The 15,317-nt window shown below is 71.8% G+C and carries 18 protein-coding genes and 2 pseudogenes; 14 read left to right on the top strand and 6 right to left on the bottom strand.

The features are described 5' to 3' along the window. Positions 1 to 214: 214 nt before the first annotated feature. Entirely contained in the window at positions 215 to 1,273 is a 1,059-nt protein-coding gene (locus tag ABZ312_RS20545; protein WP_500438415.1) for an S-adenosylmethionine:tRNA ribosyltransferase-isomerase, read from the bottom strand. After that, the gene (locus ABZ312_RS20540) at positions 1,270 to 1,968 is read right to left on the bottom strand and encodes an SDR family oxidoreductase (protein WP_500327390.1); all 699 of its coding nucleotides are present in this window, start codon (positions 1,966 to 1,968) and stop codon (positions 1,270 to 1,272) included. The genes ABZ312_RS20545 and ABZ312_RS20540 overlap by 4 nt, the downstream gene beginning before the upstream one ends. A gap of 189 nt (positions 1,969 to 2,157) precedes the next feature. Between ABZ312_RS20540 and ABZ312_RS20535 the strand changes: the two genes are divergently transcribed. From ABZ312_RS20535 to ABZ312_RS20520, 4 genes are all read left to right on the top strand, one after another. Beyond that, positions 2,158 to 3,312 (top strand): GAF domain-containing sensor histidine kinase, encoded by a 1,155-nt coding sequence (locus ABZ312_RS20535; protein ID WP_500327392.1) that lies wholly within the window; start codon positions 2,158 to 2,160, stop codon positions 3,310 to 3,312. Next, positions 3,305 to 3,949 (top strand): response regulator, encoded by a 645-nt coding sequence (locus ABZ312_RS20530; RefSeq protein WP_500327393.1) that lies wholly within the window; start codon positions 3,305 to 3,307, stop codon positions 3,947 to 3,949. The genes ABZ312_RS20535 and ABZ312_RS20530 overlap by 8 nt, the downstream gene beginning before the upstream one ends. A gap of 199 nt (positions 3,950 to 4,148) precedes the next feature. Next, entirely contained in the window at positions 4,149 to 4,397 is a 249-nt protein-coding gene (locus ABZ312_RS20525; protein WP_018560570.1) for a chaplin, read from the top strand. A 245-nt stretch (positions 4,398 to 4,642) separates the two neighbouring features. Then, entirely contained in the window at positions 4,643 to 4,882 is a 240-nt protein-coding gene (locus ABZ312_RS20520; protein WP_499511106.1) for a chaplin, read from the top strand. Between the two features lie 62 nt (positions 4,883 to 4,944). Here ABZ312_RS20520 and ABZ312_RS20515 read toward each other — a convergent pair whose 3' ends face one another. Then, positions 4,945 to 5,742 (bottom strand): Rv1486c family protein, encoded by a 798-nt coding sequence (locus ABZ312_RS20515; protein ID WP_500438413.1) that lies wholly within the window; start codon positions 5,740 to 5,742, stop codon positions 4,945 to 4,947. A gap of 114 nt (positions 5,743 to 5,856) precedes the next feature. On the opposite strand from ABZ312_RS20515, the gene ABZ312_RS20510 reads away from it, so the two are divergent. The 4 genes from ABZ312_RS20510 to ABZ312_RS20495 all read left to right on the top strand — a co-directional run bounded on the left by ABZ312_RS20510 (position 5,857) and on the right by ABZ312_RS20495 (position 9,111). After that, a complete protein-coding gene (locus tag ABZ312_RS20510) occupies positions 5,857 to 6,648 on the top strand; it encodes an ABC transporter ATP-binding protein (protein ID WP_500327396.1) in 792 nt (263 codons plus the stop codon). Between the two features lie 111 nt (positions 6,649 to 6,759). After that, entirely contained in the window at positions 6,760 to 7,170 is a 411-nt protein-coding gene (locus tag ABZ312_RS20505; RefSeq protein ID WP_500438459.1) for an NfeD family protein, read from the top strand. A gap of 128 nt (positions 7,171 to 7,298) precedes the next feature. After that, positions 7,299 to 8,240 carry an SPFH domain-containing protein gene (locus ABZ312_RS20500; RefSeq protein ID WP_500327398.1) on the top strand — a complete coding sequence of 314 codons (942 nt, stop codon included), beginning with the start codon at positions 7,299 to 7,301 and terminating at the stop codon, positions 8,238 to 8,240. A 103-nt stretch (positions 8,241 to 8,343) separates the two neighbouring features. Then, positions 8,344 to 9,111 (top strand): sulfite exporter TauE/SafE family protein, encoded by a 768-nt coding sequence (locus ABZ312_RS20495; protein ID WP_500327400.1) that lies wholly within the window; start codon positions 8,344 to 8,346, stop codon positions 9,109 to 9,111. Between the two features lie 27 nt (positions 9,112 to 9,138). On the opposite strand, the gene ABZ312_RS20490 is transcribed toward ABZ312_RS20495, so the two are convergent. The 3 genes from ABZ312_RS20490 to ABZ312_RS20480 form a co-directional block, all read right to left on the bottom strand. Further along, positions 9,139 to 9,642 carry an HNH endonuclease gene (locus tag ABZ312_RS20490; RefSeq protein WP_499511101.1) on the bottom strand — a complete coding sequence of 168 codons (504 nt, stop codon included), beginning with the start codon at positions 9,640 to 9,642 and terminating at the stop codon, positions 9,139 to 9,141. A 408-nt stretch (positions 9,643 to 10,050) separates the two neighbouring features. Beyond that, positions 10,051 to 10,584, bottom strand: coding sequence for a YbhB/YbcL family Raf kinase inhibitor-like protein (locus ABZ312_RS20485; RefSeq protein ID WP_500327401.1), 534 nt, complete (start codon positions 10,582 to 10,584; stop codon positions 10,051 to 10,053). A gap of 46 nt (positions 10,585 to 10,630) precedes the next feature. Further along, complete coding sequence (locus ABZ312_RS20480) at positions 10,631 to 11,413, bottom strand: sporulation protein (protein ID WP_499511099.1); 783 nt, start codon at positions 11,411 to 11,413, stop codon at positions 10,631 to 10,633. 84 nt (positions 11,414 to 11,497) lie between these two features. On the opposite strand from ABZ312_RS20480, the pseudogene ABZ312_RS20475 reads away from it, so the two are divergent. From ABZ312_RS20475 to tyrS, 6 genes and pseudogenes are all read left to right on the top strand, one after another. Next, positions 11,498 to 11,755 (top strand): annotated as a pseudogene (locus ABZ312_RS20475) (DNA-3-methyladenine glycosylase); the annotation flags it as partial. Between the two features lie 14 nt (positions 11,756 to 11,769). Further along, a complete protein-coding gene (locus tag ABZ312_RS20470; RefSeq protein WP_500327403.1) occupies positions 11,770 to 12,381 on the top strand; it encodes a DNA-3-methyladenine glycosylase in 612 nt (203 codons plus the stop codon). Between the two features lie 108 nt (positions 12,382 to 12,489). Next, complete coding sequence (locus ABZ312_RS20465; RefSeq protein ID WP_500327405.1) at positions 12,490 to 12,714, top strand: DUF6228 family protein; 225 nt, start codon at positions 12,490 to 12,492, stop codon at positions 12,712 to 12,714. Beyond that, a complete protein-coding gene (locus tag ABZ312_RS20460) occupies positions 12,711 to 13,184 on the top strand; it encodes a hypothetical protein (protein WP_500327407.1) in 474 nt (157 codons plus the stop codon). Before ABZ312_RS20465 ends, ABZ312_RS20460 begins: the two co-directional genes overlap by 4 nt. An 18-nt stretch (positions 13,185 to 13,202) precedes the next feature. Then, a pseudogene (locus ABZ312_RS20455) lies at positions 13,203 to 13,565 on the top strand (DNA-3-methyladenine glycosylase); the annotation flags it as partial. A 64-nt stretch (positions 13,566 to 13,629) separates the two neighbouring features. After that, complete coding sequence (gene tyrS, locus ABZ312_RS20450) at positions 13,630 to 14,895, top strand: tyrosine--tRNA ligase (protein ID WP_500327409.1); 1,266 nt, start codon at positions 13,630 to 13,632, stop codon at positions 14,893 to 14,895. Positions 14,896 to 15,317: the final 422 nt, after the last annotated feature.

Raw genomic sequence — 15,317 nt, 5'->3', positions numbered from 1 at the left:
AGCCCCGGGAAATTCCCCGACCAAACCCGTCCATTACTACCCGAAGTCGTAGCGGCCGGACCGACCGGGTAGGCATATCCCGCACTTCCGGCCGATCCGGCCGCCCCGCCTCCTACTAGGCGTCCTCGTACGTGACGTACGCCCTATGTGCCGCCTCACAGGCGCGTCGCGCACCGCGACCGCGGGGCGACTGCGGGTGCACCGGGCGGGGCCGTCAGGGCAGCAACAGGTTCACGTCCCCGAACTCGTGCCAGAGGTAACCGGCCCCCACCGCAGCGGCGTAGACCCGTTCCAGCAGCTCGCGCCCGGCCACCGCCTCCAGCATCAGCAGATGCGACGCCGCGGGGTCGTGCAGCCCGGTGAGGAGGCCGTCCACCGCCCGTACGCCCCGCTCCGGGGTGACCACCAGGTCCGTCCAGCCGCCCGCCGCCGCGACCCGCCCCCGCCCGTCGGCCGCCGTCTCCAGGGCGCGCACCGCGGTGGTGCCCACCGCCACCACCCGGCCGCCGCCCGCCCGGGCGGCGTTCACCAGCCAGGCGGTGCTCTCCGGCACCGAGAAGCGCTCCGGGTAGGGCGGCTCGTGCGCCTCGCCCGAGGACACCCCGGTGTGCAGCACCACCGGAGCGATCTGCACGCCCCGGCTCACCAGCGCCGTGACCAGCCCGGCCGTGAAGGGGCGCGCCGCGCTCGGCATCTCCGCCGAGCCGAGGCCGTCGGCCGACGGGACCGAGAACACCGTCTGGTACGCCGCCAGCGGCTGGTCCCGCCGGGTGTACGCGTACCGGATCGGCCGCCCCTGCCGGTGCAGGAACGCCATCGCGTCCGCCACCGACGCCCGCGCCACCCACAGCCGCTCCCCGCAGGGGCTCAGCGGCTCCTGCAGCATCAGCCGCTCACCCTCGGGCAGCGCCACCGCCACCCCCGCCGGGCCGCCCGTCCGCGGCCGGGTCGTGCCCCGTCCGTCGGGCGTGCGCAACTCCACCACCCAGCGCCCGTCGTCCAGCAGCCCCGAGAAGTGCACCACCACCGGGGACTCCCCGAGCGCCGCGTCCACCGCCGCCGGCAGGGTCCGCGAGGTGTTCACCACCAGTACGTCCCCGGCCCGCAGCAGCCCCGGCAGGTCACCGAAGGCGTGGTGCGCGACCTCGCCCCGGGCCCGCCCGCCCACCAGCATCCGCACCCCGTCGCGGCCCGACGCCCCGTCGGCACGCTGCTCCACCGGGACCCGCGCCGCCAGCTCCTCCGGCACCCTCAGCGCGCCCAGCGCGGTCACCGCCCGGCCTCCAGCAGCGCCGGGGCCGTGTAGCGGCCACCGGCCGCGCCCGTGTCGAGCAGCCCGAGCACGGCCGGCACCACCGACTCGGGGGCCGGGCGCCCGTCCGCGTCCGGATCGTCGGGCACCGCCGCCGCGTAGAGCTCGGTCCTCATGTCGCCCGGGTCCAGCCACCACACCCGCAGCTCCGGCTCCTCCACCGCCAGCACCGCCGACAGCTGCTCAAGCGCCGCCTTGCTCGCGCCGTACCCTCCCCACGTGGGGTACGCCTCGACGGCGGCGTCCGAGCTGATGTTGAGCACCGCCCCTCGCCGCCGGCGCAGCAGCGGCAGCCCCTCCTGCACGAGGCCCAGCGCGGCCACCACATTGGTCTCCAGCGCCGCCCGCAACCCCTCCAGCGGCTGCTCGGACAACGGCCGCAGCGGCTCGGCGCCCAGTGCGCTCGCGTTGTTCACCAGCAGGTCGAGCCCGCCGAAATCCCAGGCCGCCGAGACCAGTTCCACCCGGTGCCGCGGGTCGGTGACGTCGCCCGGCAGCGCGGCCACCCGCGTCCGGCCCGCCAGCTCCCCCTCCGCCCGCTTCAGCGCCTCGTCGGACCGCGCGTCGATCACCAGGTCCCAGCCCCGCTCCGCGAGCGCTCCGGCGAGGGCCCGTCCCAGCCCCCGCGACGCTCCCGTGATGATTGCCACCGGCATGACGTGTCCTCCCACCGGCCGCCCGGTCCGTCGCCCGGCGGCTGCCCCCCACCGTAGGAACGGCCCCGTCCCGGCCACCTCGGCCGCCCGCAGCACCGGGGCAGGGAACTTCGCCCTAGGTCCACGGACCGGTGGCGCTCGGTCACCAGGCCGATCCCACCGGCCGCGACCCGCCGGTACGGTGAGGTCATGTCCAGCCGATCGTCCCGACGCGGCATCGAGGCGGTGAGCGCGGCCGTCCTCGCGATGAGCCGGCACCTGGAAGTGCGCGAGGTCCTGCAGACCATCGTCTCGTCCGCCCGCGAACTGCTCGACGCCGAGTACGCGGCGCTGGGCGTGCCGGACGACCACGGCGGCTTCGCCCAGTTCGTCGTGGACGGCGTCAGCGACGAGCAATGGAAGGCGATCGGCCCGCTGCCCCGGCAGCACGGCATCCTCGCCGCGATGCTCCACGAGGCCACCCCGCAGCGCCTGCGGGACGTGAAGGGCGACCCCCGCTTCGGCGGCTGGCCGTCCGCCCACCCCGACATGTCCGACTTCCTCGGCATGCCGGTGGTCGACGGCGACGAGATCCTGGGCGCCCTCTTCCTCGCCAACAAGCGCTGCGCCACCCGCCCGCCGGAGGACGGCCGCGGCTTCACCGAGGAGGACGAGGAGCTGCTGCGCACCCTGGCCGCGCACGCCGCGATCGCCCTCACCAACGCCCGCCTGTACGAGCGCAGCCGCGAGCTGACGCTCGCCGGGGAGCGGGCCCGCATCGCCCACGAACTGCACGACGCCGTCTCGCAGAAGCTGTTCTCGCTGCGGCTGACCGCACAGGCCGCCTCCGCCCTGGTGTCCCGCGACCCGGAGCGCGCCCGCGAGGAGTTGCGGCAGGTCGCCACGCTCGCCGCCGAGGCCGCCGACGAACTGCGCGCGGTCGTGGTGGAGCTGCGCCCCGCCGCCCTGGACGAGGACGGCCTGCTGGCCACCTTGCGCACGCAGGTCGACGTCCTGGACCGGGCGCACTCGTCGCGGATCTCCTTCAGCCACCGCCAGGTCCGCGCCCTGCCCGCCGCCCAGGAGGAAGCGCTGCTGCGGGTCGCCCAGGAGGCGCTGCACAACGCGCTGCGCCACGCGGACGCGGCCTCGGTGACCGTGCGACTGGAGGGCCGGGGCAGGGGAGCGGTGCTCACGGTGCGGGACGACGGGCGGGGCTTCGACCCGTCCGCGGTGCGCCGGGCCGGCCGCCACCTGGGCCTGGTCTCCATGCGGGACCGGGCCGACGGGGTGGGCGGCGGACTGACGGTGGACTCGGCGCCCGGCAGGGGCACCGTGATCGAGATGGAGGTGCCCGGTGGCTGACGGCCCCATTCGCGTCCTGCTGGTCGACGACCACCAGGTGGTCCGGCGCGGCCTGCGGACCTTCCTGGAGGTGCAGCCCGACATCGAGGTGGTGGGCGAGGCCGGGGACGGCGAGGAGGGCGTGCAGCGCGCCGGGGAACTCGCGCCCGACGTGATCCTGATGGACGTCCGGATGCCGGGCGTGGACGGCATCGAGGCCCTGCGCCTGCTGCGCGACAGCGGCAGCAAGGCCCGCGTCCTGGTCGTCACCAGCTTCACCGAGCAGCGCACCGTCGTCCCGGCGCTGCGCGCGGGCGCGGCCGGCTACGTCTACAAGGACGTGGACCCGGACGCGCTGGCCGGCGCCATCCGCTCGGTCCACGCCGGCCACGTGCTGCTGCAGTCGGAGGTCGCCGACGCCCTGCTCTCCCAGGAGGACACCGGTCCCGGTCAGGGCCGCGGGGGCACCCTCACCGACCGGGAGCGCGAGGTGCTGTCGTTGATCGCGGAGGGCCGCTCCAACCGGGAGATCGCCCGCGCCCTGGTGCTGTCGGAGAAGACCGTCAAGACCCACGTGTCGAACATCCTGATGAAGCTGGACCTCTCCGACCGCACCCAGGCCGCCCTGTGGGCGGTGCGGCACGGGATCGGCGGCTGATCCGGCGCACCCGAGGGGCGTCCGACGCCACGGAAGCCGGGGCACGTAGCGGTAGGACAAGCGGATCGTCGCCATCCGGAGTGAGATTCATACCGTCGGGTGTATGTCCCCCGGATGGCGCAACCTGGCCGGGCGTGGGCCGTTCTCCATGGCGTGCTGCGGCGCCTGCCGCGGCACCCATGCAAGGAGGGTCAAGAACGTGAAGAACCTGCACAAGGCCGCCGCCGTTGCCATGGTCGCCGGGAGCCTCGCCATGGTCGGCGCGGGTGCCGCCTCCGCCCACAGCGGTGGCGCCCAGGCCCACGGTGGCGCGAAGAACAGCCCCGGCGTGGTCTCCGGCAACGTGATCCAGGTGCCGGTGCACGTTCCGGTGAACGTCTGCGGCAACACCATCAGCGTCATCGGTCTGCTCAACCCGGCCATCGGGAACGTCTGCGTCAACCGCTGACCCAGGACGTCAACCCCACGGCACGGCCGTGACCACCGGCCCCGGAGCGCTCCGCCGCCCCGGGGCCGGTCCGTTGGTGCGGCTCACGGCGTCCGCGCGTACGCCGCGCGCACACGCCGGTGCGACACGCAGATTCCGCCGTACGGAGGTTTCCGGTGCCCTCCCCGTGTCAACGCCCCGGGCTCCGCGTTCCTCACAGTGCGGCTCCTCGAACCGGGCCGTGCCATCACAGGAGGAACAGTTTCATGAACAGCGCCAAGAAGGCCGCCCTGATCATCGCCGCCGCCGGTGCGGCCGCCGCCGGTTCGGCCGGTACCGCGCTCGCCGAATCCCACGCGGGTGCCGTGGCCGCCGGCTCGCCCGGTGTGCTCTCCGGCAACGTGATCCAGGTTCCGGTGAACATCCCGATCAACCTCTGCGGCAACACCATCGACGCGGTCGGCATCCTGAACCCCGCGATCGGCAACGTCTGCTTCAACCACTGACGTGCCCTGAAGGCCCCGCGGACAGCGTCGTCCGCGGGGCCTTCCACCGTTCCCGGCCGGCCTCAGCCCCGGCGCCGCTCGGCCTCCTCGACGTACGCGTTGTACGCCGCCACCTGCGCCCGCCGCGCCGTACGCTCCACCGGCCGCAGCAGCTCCGCGCGGGCGGCGATCTCCGAGGCGCTGACGGCCGCCCCGTGCCCGGACCGGGCCCCGGTCGCGATCCCGACCAGCGTGCCCACCCGCTGGGCCAGTTCCAGCACCCGTACCGCCCGCGGCGGATACCCCGGCGCGAGCACCTCGCGGCCGCGCGCCGCCCGCGCCCGGTACGCCTCCAGAGCCGCCTGTGCCGCCGGGCCCGCGCCGGCCACGTCCAGCCGCGCCAGCGTCTCCGTGGCGTCCCGCAGCGCCTCCGCGAGCTCCCGTTCCGCCTCGCCCAGCGAGGGCACGTCCGCCGGCGGAGCGTCCCGCACCTGCAGGCACTGCCACTCGACCGACACGTGCACGTCGCCCTGCGGGCCCGCCTCCGTGACCTCCGGCACCAGGCCGATGGCCGGTCCGCCGACGGTGATGACCGCTTCGCCCACCGCCAGCGCCCGCGCGTTGAACTCCGGCGGCCCGCTGAGCCCGAGCGGGTGCCCGGGCACCGGGAGCGCTATCCGCAGCCCGGACACGCCGAGCGCGCGCAGCCGCCCCAGCCCCAGCGTCAGCCCCACCGGGCCGGCCTCCCCGGGGAGGCCCGAGATCCGGTGGACCGAATCGTCGGCGATCACTTCCTGAGCGGCGTCATCCGGCGCGGCAAGTCCGGCAATCAGGGCATTTCCCCAAGCCGCCAGCCGTCCTGAGCGAGGTTCGTCGAGCATCCCCCCAGCCTAAGGACTGGGGCGGCCCGGGCGTGGCGTAGATTTCCTGGGGGCGGCGCCTACAGGTGCTCGCAACGGCAGACATGCGATCGGGAAGTGGGAGACAACACGCTCATGAGCGATGTTCTGGAGCTGGTGGACGTATCCGTGGTCCGAGACGGCCGGGCTCTGGTGGACCAGGTCTCCTGGTCGGTCGCCGAGGGCGAGCGCTGGGTCATCCTCGGTCCCAACGGCGCCGGCAAGACGACCCTGCTGAACATCGCCTCCAGCTACCTCTTCCCGACCTCCGGCACCGTCCAGATCCTCGGCGAGAAGATGGGCGGCGTCGACGTCTTCGAACTGCGCCCCCGCATCGGCATCGCGGGCGTCGCCCTGGCCGAGAAGCTGCCGCGCAGGCAGACCGTCCTGGAGACCGTGCTCACCGCCGCGTACGGCATGACCGCGCACTGGCAGGAGAGCTACGAGCAGGTCGACGAGGACCGCGCCCGCGCCTTCCTGGACCGGCTCGGCATGAGCGACTACCTCGACCGCAAGTTCGGCACCCTCTCCGAGGGCGAGCGCAAGCGCACCCTCATCGCGCGCGCCATGATGACCGACCCCGAGCTCCTGCTGCTCGACGAGCCCGCCGCCGGCCTCGACCTCGGCGGCCGCGAGGACCTCGTCCGCCGTCTCGGCCGGCTCGCCCGCGACCCGATCGCGCCCTCCATGGTCATGGTCACCCACCACGTCGAGGAGATCGCCCCGGGCTTCACCCACGTCCTGATGATCCGTCAGGGCAAGGTCGTCGCCGCCGGTCCCATGGAGACCGAACTCAGCTCCCGCAACCTCTCTCTGTGCTTCGGCCTCCCGCTCGTCGTCGAGCGCCGCGGCGACCGCTGGACGGCCAACGGGCTGCCCCTGAAGTGACCCCCTGAGGCCCCCCGCGCACGAAGCCCCGCGCCGAAAGCCTTTGGGAGAGCCGTCGCACCCTGTCACAGATCCACTGCGGACCCCTACGATGGGCCTGTGGACGACTGGTTGTGGTGGCTGATCGCCGCCGTGGGGCTGGGTATTCCGCTCGTGGTGACCGCGATGCCCGAGTTCGGGATGTTCGCGGTCGGAGCCGTCGCCGCCGCGATCGCGGCAGGCCTCGGCCTGGGCATCACTCCGCAGGTACTGATCTTCGTCATCGTCTCGGTCGCGGGCATCGCCGTCGTACGCCCGCTGGCCAACCGGAGCCGCTCGCAACGCCCGGAGCTGCGCAGCGGCATCGACGCGCTCAAGGGCCGCCAGGCCGTCGTCCTGGAACGGGTCGACGGGCACGGCGGCCGGATCAAGCTCAACGGGGAGGTCTGGTCGGCCCGTTCCCTCGAGACGGGACGGGCCTTCGAGCCCGGTGAGAGCGTGGACGTCGTCGAGATCGAGGGCGCGATGGCCGTCGTGATGTGATCCTGCCCGCCCCCGCACCCCGAGACGGCACGGGAATTCGCCGAACCCGGCCCGCCTCCCCGCGGGGTCTGCCAGACTTGATCATGTCTTCGTACAGGTAGCCACAGGCAATCGGCGTGGGAGTGGACGTGCAGCCGATCATCATCGTCCTGATCATCCTGGTGGTGCTCGTCTTCATCGCGCTCATCAAGACGGTCCAGGTCATCCCGCAGGCCAGCGCGGCGATCGTCGAACGCTTCGGTCGCTACACCAGGACCCTGAGCGCGGGCCTCAACATCGTGGTGCCGTTCATCGACACCATCCGCAACCGCATCGACCTGCGCGAGCAGGTCGTGCCGTTCCCGCCGCAGCCGGTGATCACCCAGGACAACCTGGTCGTCAACATCGACACGGTCATCTACTACCAGGTCACCGACGCGCGGGCGGCCACCTACGAGGTCGCCAGCTACATCCAGGCGATCGAGCAGCTCACCGTCACCACGCTCCGCAACATCATCGGCGGCATGGACCTGGAGCGGACCCTGACCTCCCGCGAGGAGATCAACGCTGCACTGCGCGGCGTCCTCGACGAGGCCACCGGCAAGTGGGGCATCCGCGTCAACCGCGTCGAACTCAAGGCCATCGAGCCGCCCACCTCCATCCAGGACTCGATGGAGAAGCAGATGCGCGCCGACCGCGACAAGCGCGCCGCCATCCTCACCGCCGAGGGCATCCGGCAGTCCCAGATCCTCACCGCCGAGGGCGAGAAGCAGTCCGCGATCCTGCGCGCCGAGGGCGAGGCCAAGGCCGCCGCCCTCAAGGCCGAGGGCGAGGCCCAGGCCATCCGCACGGTCTTCGAGTCCATCCACGAGGGCGACCCCGACCAGAAGCTCCTCGCCTACCAGTACCTGCAGATGCTCCCCAAGATCGCCGAGGGCGAGTCCAACAAGCTCTGGATCATCCCCAGCGAACTCAACGACGCCCTCAAGGGCCTCGGCGGCATCGTCAACCTCCCCGGCGCCCCCGGCAGCGGCCCGGGCAACGGCGAGGGCGGCACCCGTCGCGAGACCCCCCGGCTCGACAAGGACTGAGCAGTGCGGCCGCCGCCGCGAACGCGTATGACATGATCCGTGCGCTCCGGCTCCCCCCGGTCCCGTCGGGGGGAGGGGAGCCGCACCGACCATGGAGACGCCTATGACCTACTGGGAAGCCCTGGCCGTGTTCGCGGCCGGAATCGGGGCCGGCACCATCAACACCGTCGTCGGCTCCGGCACGCTCATCACCTTCCCCGTCCTGCTCGCCGTCGGCCTGCCGCCCGTCACCGCCAACGTGTCCAACACCCTCGGCCTCGTCCCCGGTTCCCTCAGCGGTGCCATCGGCTACCGGCGCGAACTCGCCGGACAGCGCGACCGCCTGCTGCGGCTCGGCGCCGCCGCCCTCGTCGGCGGACTCACCGGGGCCGTCCTGCTGCTGGCGCTGCCCTCCCAGGCCTTCGACACCATCGTGCCGATCCTGATCGCGGTGGCCCTCGTCCTCGTCGTCGTCCAGCCCCGGCTCTCCCGCGTGCTCCAGGCCCGCCGGGCCGGCAACGGCACGCACGCCCCCGAGCACGGCGGCCCGCTCCTCCTCGGCGGCCTCCTCCTCGCCAGCATGTACGGCGGCTACTTCGGCGCCGCCCAGGGAGTCATCTACCTCTCCCTGATGGGCGTCCTCCTCGAGGAGTCCTGGCAGCGGATCAACGCCGTGAAGAACGTCCTCGCGCTGATCGTCAACGGCGTCGCCGCGGCGTTCTTCCTCTTCGTCGCCGACTTCGACTGGACCGCCGTCGCGCTCATCGCCGTCGGGGCGGCGCTCGGCGGCGTCCTCGGCGCCCGCATCGGCCGCCGCCTGCCGCCCGTCGCCCTGCGCGGCGTCATCGTCGTCGTGGGCCTCGTGGCGATCGCCCAGCTCCTGCTGAAGTAGCCGGGCGACCGCCTCGGGGCTCAGGACTCAGGCCGGCAGCGCGAGCCAGCCGGGGGCGTCCTCACGGTCCTTCAGACCCAGGGCCAGCAGCAGCGCGTCCGCCGGGGTCGGCTCGAACGGCTGGGTCAGCAGCCGCATCCCCGCCTGCTCCGGCGTACGGTCCGCCTTGCGGTGGTTGTCCTCCGCGCACGACGCCACGGTGTTCAGCCAGGTGTCCCCACCACCGCGCGACCGCGGCTGCACGTGGTCCACGGTCGTCGCCCTCCGGCCGCAGTACGCGCACCGGTGCCGGTCCCTGACCAGCACACCCCGCCGCGACCACGCCGCCCGTTGTCGGAAGGGCACCCTCACGTACCTGCAGAGCCTGATCACCTGCGGTACGGGTACCTCCACCGCCGCCGCGCGGATCCGCAGCCCGGGATGAGCCTGCTCGACCACGGCCTTGTCCTGCATGACCAGCACCACCGCACGCCGCAGCGACACGGTCGACAGCGGCTCGAAGCTCGCGTTCAGCACCAGCGTCTCACGCACGTCGCCCACCCCTCGGGTCCATCCCCGCCCCGCGGCGAGGTGGCTCCACTGTGACCGGGCTATACCCGCGCGGACAACGCAATTTCCGCACGTGAAAGCGAACAGGAGGAAACGGGGAACGAAACGGCGGCCCCGGCCGCCGGCCACTCCGGGCGCCCGCCCCCGTGGGGTCCGGGGCGCCCGGAGCGCGGCGATCGGCGTGGACGCCCGGGCGCATGACCGGGCTCCGGCGGACGGCAGGCAGGTCGCGCGGCGAGAGCCGCACAGCGCAACGCCCCGCCGCCCCCGCCACTGCGGTGCCGACCCCCGGTGACGGTCAGGTCACCAGGCAGACACCACAGTGCGATGCGGGAGCGCCGGGGCGCAAGGGAATTTGGGACCCCCGGCCCTCGGCCGGGGGCGCCACGACTACTGCGGGTTCTCGTACTCGCCGATCAGGTTGGCGCGCGCGATCGCGTGGAACCGCAGGTTGAAGCCGACGACGGCGGGAGACACGTCCCCGTCCGGCCCCAGCTTCTCCTGGTCCACCGCGTATACGGTGAACACGTAACGGTGCGGTCCGTCCCCGGGCGGCGGCGCGGCGCCGCCGAAGTCCTTGCTCCCGTAGTCGTTGCGCACGTGCACCGCACCCTCGGGCAGCCCCTTGAAGCCGTCACTGCCGGCACCCGCGGGCAGCTCCGTCACCGACACCGGGATGTCGAAGAGCACCCAGTGCCAGAAACCGCTGCCCGTGGGCGCGTCGGGGTCGTAGCACGTGACGGCGAAGCTCCCGGTCCCCTCGGGGAACCCCTCCCACCGCAGGTGTGGCGAGACGTTGCCCTTGGCGTAGACCTGGGAGTCCTTCAGCGTGCCGCCCGGCTCGATGTCGTCGCTCACCACCGTGAACGACGGCACCTGGGGATGGAAATCGTGGGGGAGCGGCCGCCGCTTCTGCTCGGTCACCTCGGTACCTCCTGCTGATCGCGAAACGCGCTTCCGCCCGCCGATCCTAGAACCAGTTGCGCTTCCCGCCGACCTCGGCCAGCCACTGGTTGAGGTAACCCGCCCAGTCGGTCGCGTGGAAGTTGTTCAGGTCCACGGTGAAGGAGCGGAAGGCGTCGCTGCCCTCGCTGAACAGGCCCGGCTTCTTGTCCATCTCCAGGATGACGTCCATCTCGTGGCCGTCGGCGACGAAGCTCAGCTCCACCTGGTTCAGCCCGCGGTACTGCTGCGGCGCGAAGAACTCGATCTCCTGGTAGAACGGCAGCCGCTGCCGCGTGCCGCGGATGTGGCCGCGCTCCAGGTCCGCGTTCTTGAAGCCGAAGCCCAGCTGGCCGAACGCGTCGAGGATCGCCTGCTGCGCCGGCACCGGGTGCACGTTGATCGGGTCGAGGTCACCGGAGTCCACCGCACGGGCGATCGCCAGCTCCGTCGTCACCCCGACGTTCATCCCGGTCAGGTGACGCCCCAGGAAGGTCGTGATCGGGGTCTCCCACGGGATCTCCAGCCCGAACGGCACCACGTGCACCGCACCCGGCTGCACCTCGAACGCCCCGCCCAGCTGCTGCCGGTGGAACTCGACGTCCTGCTTGTACTCCGCGTCCTGGCCCTCGACCTCGACGCGGGCCTGCAGGCCCACCGACAGTCCCTCGATCCGCTGCGGCACCGAGCCGCCCTGGATCCGCACCTCGCCCTGGACGACCCCGCCCGGGACGACGTTCGGCTCGTTGAGCACCGTCTCGACCGACGCGCCACCGGCGCCCAAGCTCGCAAGCAGCTTCTTGAAGCCCACGATGTCCCTCTCCCTTGACTGGCGGTTGCCTCGGTCATTACGAACGCGGCCCCACCCCGAACGGTTCCATTACTCTCGTACCGCATGATCCCCCCTCCTGAAAGCACCCCGCTCCCCAGGTCCTTCTTCGACCGGCCGGTGCTGGAGGTGGCCCCCGACCTCCTGGGGCGGACCCTCGTACGCAGGACGGACGATGGCCCCGTGGCGCTCCGGCTGACCGAGGTCGGGGCCTACGCCGGCCCCGTCGACCCGGGCTCCCACGCCTACCGCGGGCGCACCGACCGCAACGCGGTCATGTTCGGCCCCCCAGGGCACGCGTACGTCTACTTCACCTACGGCATGTCAAGGCGGTCAGCATGAACGTCATGGATCTTGCTCACCCCGCTGAAGAAGTCGCCCCCAAGCTGCTCGGTGCCATCTTCACCCACGAGACCCCCGAGGGAACCGTGAGCATCACCATCACGGAGACCGAGGCGTACTCCGGTTCGGCCGACCCTGCCTCCCACGCCTACAGAGGCAGGACACCCCGAAATGCCGTCATGTTCGGACGTGCGGGACACCTGTACGTCTACCGGTCTCACGGACTCCACTGGTGCGCCAACGTCGTCACCGGGGCAGACGGCATCGCTACAGCCGTCCTCATCCGGGCAGGCAGGGTCATCGCAGGGGAAGACCTGGCCCGCGAGCGGCGAGGGGGCAAGGTCGAGAGTCCACGTCTCGCGCGAGGCCCGGGGAACTTCTGCCAGGCGCTCGGCATCACGGCAGAGCACAACGGCACAGACCTACTGACAGGCGCCACGGTCGCGCTGTCCGAGGGCGAGCCGGTACCCGCCGCACTCATCCGGGTTGGTCCTCGGGTAGGCGTGAGCAAAGCCCACGACTGGCAGCACCGCTTCTACCTCGCGGGGGATCCAACGGTCTCGGCGTACCGACTGAGCCCGAGAGCCAAGCCGTCCGCCGGAGCCTGAGCCGCTGTGCGCCTCGCTCGCGGTTCGCCGATGGGTCGGCGCGGAGTTGGGCCCGAAGATGTGTGACCGCTCGCCAGCGTGGCGCCTGGCGCGTTCCTTGCCGGCCGAGTGACTTGGGACGGCGAACGGAGCTGGCAGACCACCGACCGAGACCTGACGGTGTCGGCCGTCTTTCGATCCGGCGGCTACGTCGGGCTGACCTGGGCCTTGCGGCCGTGGCCACAGGCCGCTGGCGGCTGGGGCGCCTCGGTGACCACCTGGCTCGAGGCCGGCGAGCAGATGACTTCCCTGGCGGCCGACGTCCGGAACTTCCTCACCGGGGAGCAGTCGTGACATCCGGCATGCGCATCACCTGGACGCTGGCGGGATCCGGGTGGGCCGACTGCACCCTTGAAGATCGCCAGACGAAAGTCGAGCTCACCGCGTCCTACATCAGCAATGCGCCCGAGGAACTCCTGACTGCGGTGGCCCGGCTCGTCGCCGGTGAGACAGAGACCCGTGCCCAGTTCGAGGCCGAGCCGACCGCCTACCGGTGGATCTTCTACCGCGAAGGCAAGGACACGTGGGTCCGCGTGCTCGAACTGCGCGACGGCAGCGACCACGACAACAAGGGAACCGAGATCTGGTCGAGTCGGCTCAGCATCCATCAGCTCGCCCGCGCCGTGATCCGCTGCTTCGACGAGGTCGCACAGACCGACGGCGAGAGCGGCTACCGAGGCAAGTGGGGTGAGCACTTCCCCCGAACCGAACTCGAAGCCCTCAGACGTCTCTGGCGCACTCACCGGCACCCCCAAGACACGTAGTCCAGGGACAGCGCACACCGCGGCGGCGACGTCATCGAGGGCGCCGAACTCGCCCGCGGGCGCCGGGTCACCTCACGACGCCCCCACGACCTAGCCCAGGGCCCCGCCCGCCTCGCCACCGCCCTCGACATCGACCGCGCCCTCAACGGTGCCGACGTCTGCCCCGACGACCCCGCCGCCTCGCCCTTCCGCGTCCTGACCGGCACCCCGCCCGACCCCGCCGCCGTCCGCACCGGACCGCGCACCGGCGTCGGCGGCGACGGCGCCGCCCACCCCTGGCGCTTCTGGATCGACGGCGACCCCACCGTCAGCCCCTACCGCGCCCACTCACCCCGCCGCCGCGCCCCAGGGGGCGCAAAAGGAGTCGAGCGGAACGCGTAGTCTCGGAAAGACTCCGTACGAACAGGTACGAGGCACCGACCGACACCGAGGAGACACGAGAACCGTGACGGACATCGTCGACGAGCTGCGGTGGCGAGGGCTGATCGCCGTTTCCACCGACGAGGACGCACTGCGCAAGGCGTTCGCGGACGGCCCGGTCACGGTCTATTGCGGCTTCGACCCCACCGCCCCGAGCCTCCACCTCGGCAACCTGGTGCAGATCCTCACCATCCGCCGGCTCCAGTTGGCGGGCAACCGGCCGCTCGCCCTCGTCGGCGGCGCCACCGGCCTGATCGGCGACCCCAAGCCGACGGCCGAGCGGACGCTGAACGACGCCGACGTCGTCGCCGGCTGGGTCGAGCGGATCCGCGCCCAGATCGAGCCCTTCCTCTCCTTCGAGGGCCCGAACGCCGCCGTGATGGTCAACAACCTCGACTGGACCTCGGGCCTGTCGGCCATCGAGTTCCTGCGCGACGTGGGCAAGTACTTCCGGGTCAACAAGATGATCGCCAAGGAGGCCGTCGCCCGCCGGCTCAACTCCGAGGCAGGCATCAGCTACACGGAGTTCAGCTACCAGATCCTGCAGGGCATGGACTTCCTGGAGCTCCACCGCCGGTACGGCTGCACCATGCAGACCGGCGGCAGCGACCAGTGGGGCAACCTGACGGCCGGCATCGACCTGATCGGGCGCGTCGAGGGCACCTCCGTGCACGCCCTCGCCACCCCGCTCATCACCAAGGCCGACGGCACGAAGTTCGGCAAGACGGAGTCCGGCACGGTCTGGCTCGACCCCGAGATGACCACGCCGTACGCCTTCTACCAGTTCTGGCTGAACGCCGACGACCGCGACGTCTCCACGTTCCTGCGCATCTTCAGCTTCAGGACGCAGGAGGAGATCGAGGAACTGGAGCGGCTCACCGAGGAGCGCCCGCAGGCCCGCGCGGCCCAGCGTGCCCTCGCCGAGGAGCTCACCACGCTCGTCCACGGCGCCGGGCAGTGCGCCGCGGTCATCGCCGCGTCCAAGGCACTTTTCGGCCAGGGCGAACTCACCGGACTCGACGAGCGGACCCTCGCCGCGGCGCTCGGCGAACTGCCGCACGCCAAGGTCGCCGAGCTCGCCTCCGTCGCCGACCTCTTCGCCGAGGTCGGCCTCGTGGCCAGCAAGTCCGCGGCCCGCCGCACCATTAAGGAGGGCGGCGCGTACGTGAACAACGTCAAGATCGGCGACGAGGACGCGACCCCCGAGGCCGCCGACCTGCTGCACGGCCGCTGGCTCGTGCTGCGGCGCGGCAAGAAGAGCCTGGCGGCCGTCGAGATCGCCGGCGACTGACGTCGGCTGGTTATCCACGTTTGAGCGGCGGCGGAGCTTGACTCCGCCGCCGCACGTGCGTAACGTAGCCCGAGCCGCTTGAGACGGTGCGCCCGGTTCGTCCGGATCCTCCGATCGGCGGTCACTCACCACGACGACAACAACCCCGAGATTCGGGTGCACTTGCGTGCTCTCGAATTCTATTGGCGTGGAATCGTACGGCGAGTGGGGGACGAATTCGCATGACGCGAAGGAATCCGCTAACGTAGTGAATGTCGCCGAGGCGGAAACGCCGAAAGCGAAACCCCCTCCAGAGGGTGGCAGAGAAGGAAATCGGATCTGCTAAGCTGGAGACAACGAAGGGAAAGCCCGGAGGGGCCGGTGAAACGGTCTCGAAGGAAGCTTCCGTTCCTTGAGAACTCAACAGCGTGCCAAAAGTCAAC

The organism is Streptomyces sp. NPDC006207, from assembly GCF_040613835.1.
GTDB lineage: Bacteria > Actinomycetota > Actinomycetes > Streptomycetales > Streptomycetaceae > Actinacidiphila.
This window is presented reverse-complemented; position numbering and strand designations above follow the sequence as displayed.